Annotated in this window: 2 protein-coding genes; both read left to right on the forward strand. The window is 64.9% G+C overall.

Translation table 11 applies throughout. The features are described 5' to 3' along the window. Nucleotides 1-215: 215 nt before the first annotated feature. On the forward strand, nucleotides 216-806 hold the full coding sequence (locus tag BLW21_RS20975; protein WP_092744068.1) for a recombinase family protein: 591 nt from the start codon (nucleotides 216-218) through the stop codon (nucleotides 804-806). Between the two features lie 9 nt (nucleotides 807-815). Continuing rightward, nucleotides 816-1,490, forward strand: a 675-nt coding sequence (locus BLW21_RS20980; protein ID WP_139255381.1) for a DUF4158 domain-containing protein, incomplete at its 3' end; no start/stop codon positions are given.

A 1,490-nucleotide genomic window follows, 5' to 3' on the forward strand; every position in this document is an offset into this window, starting at 1 on the left:
GGGGTAGCGCAAGAGTAAGAACAGAAATTCCCGTTAGGGCCGCCGGGTCGGATTCTGGCGAGTTGGGGGTGTCTCGAAAAACGGGCGTTTTTTCGGCCCAGTAACCTCGCTAGTTTGAAAGGCTCCTGAGGCGAGCAATAAATGTCTCATATGCTGTTCTCACGAATCAACGGCTCGCTATCTTTGCCCCCGTTGACTTCCTGAGAATACCGCCTATGATTTTCGGCTATGCCCGCGTCAGTACCTCTGACCAGCAGCTGCACCTGCAGACCGATGCTTTGCAGGCCTACGGGTGCGCCGAGGTGGCCCAGGAAAAAGTGTCGTCCGTGAAAGAGCGGCCAGCGCTTCAACACCTGTTGACCCGCCTGCGGCCGGGCGACACATTGGTGGTCTGGAAGCTGGACCGGTTGGGCCGCTCGCTCAAAGACTTGGTCACGTTGGTGACCGGTTTTCAGGACAAGGGCATCCACTTCGTCAGCTTGCAGGACCACCTGGACACGACCACGGCCCAGGGCCGGCTCATGTTTAATCTGTTTGCCTCGCTGGCTGAGTTTGAGCGCGACATCATCCGCGAACGGACGCGAGCAGGACTGACGGCCGCCCGCGCCCGCGGCCGGCAGGGGGGGCGGCCGAAGGGACTTTCCAAAGAGGCCTTGTCGAAAGCGCAGGCCGCGAAGACCCTTTATCTGCAGCAGGACAAGACGGTGGCCGAAATTGGGCAGCTGCTCGGCGTGGGCCGGGCCACCATTTACCGCTACCTCGCCTACCTGGGCGTCCCGACGGGCGGCAGTCCGGCCCGCCAGTAAGCGCCGCGTATGCCCGTCGAATTTCTCAGTGACGAACAAGCCGCCCGGTACAGTCAGTACCACGCCGACCCCAGCCCGGAGCAACTCACCCGGTTTTTCTACCTGAGTGCGGCCGATAAGCAGTTTCTGGCGGCGCGGCGTTTGCCGCACACCCGCCTGGGCTGCGCCGTGCAGCTGGGGACGCTGCGCTTTTTGGGCACCTTTCTGGTGGACCCGCTGCAGGTGCCCCCCGTGGTGGTGCAGACCCTGGCCAGCCAGCTCGGCCTGGCTCCCGAGCAGCTGCGGCCGTATCGGGACCGGTCCAACACCAGCTACGAGCACCAGCCGCTGATTCAAGCGTACCTGCAGTACCACTCGTTTGACGGCCGGCAGGCCTTTCGGCTTACCCGTTGGCTTTATGCCCAGGTGGCCACCAGCACCGTGCGGCCGAGCGTGCTCTTTGATTTGGCGACCGCGCACCTGGTGGCCCAGCGCGTGGTGCTGCCCGGCGTCACGGTGCTGGCCCGCCTGATTGCCCGGGTCCGCGAACGCACGGGCCGTCACCTTTACCGTCAATTGCGCGCCCGCCTGAGCCCGGTGCAGCAAGCGGCCCTCGAAGCGCTGCTGCAGGTGGGGCCGGGGGAGCGCCTCACCCAGCTGGAGGTGCTGCGCACGGGCCCCACCCGGGTGTCGGCCCCCGCGTTG

The sequence above is a fragment of the Hymenobacter psychrophilus genome (genome assembly GCF_900107135.1).
GTDB lineage: Bacteria > Bacteroidota > Bacteroidia > Cytophagales > Hymenobacteraceae > Hymenobacter > Hymenobacter psychrophilus.

Coding starts and splice junctions, on each gene's coding strand:
- BLW21_RS20975 (WP_092744068.1), top strand. CDS start 216: ATGATTTTCGGCTATGCCCGCGTCAGTACCTCTGACCAGCAGCTGCAC.